Origin of the sequence: Pseudonocardia sp. D17 (assembly GCF_036984265.1) — a bacterium.
Taxonomy (GTDB): Bacteria; Actinomycetota; Actinomycetes; order Mycobacteriales; family Pseudonocardiaceae; genus Pseudonocardia; species Pseudonocardia benzenivorans.
In genome coordinates, this window is record NZ_BPRG01000201.1 from 1 (window position 1) to 213 (window position 213).

Annotated in this window: 1 protein-coding gene; it reads left to right on the plus strand. The window is 71.8% G+C overall.

Going from position 1 to position 213, the window contains the following annotated elements; genetic code table 11:
- Window positions 1-13: 13 nt before the first annotated feature.
- Window positions 14-213 (plus strand): WD40 repeat domain-containing protein (locus PSD17_RS27670; protein ID WP_339125215.1); only part of this gene is annotated, 200 nt, incomplete at its 3' end.

Below are 213 nucleotides of genomic sequence, written 5' to 3' on the forward strand. Positions count from 1 at the left end.
CCGCGTGATCGCGGTGACGACGGTGGTGACCCCCGACGGGCGCACCCTCGCCATCACCAGCAGCGACGACAGAACCGTGCGAGTGTGGGACCTCAACACCGGAGACCAGATCGGCCAGCCGCTGAGCGGCCACGGCCGCCGCGTGGTCACGGTGACGACGGTGGTGACCCCCGACGGGCGCACCCTCGCCATCACCAGCAGCTGGGACGGGAC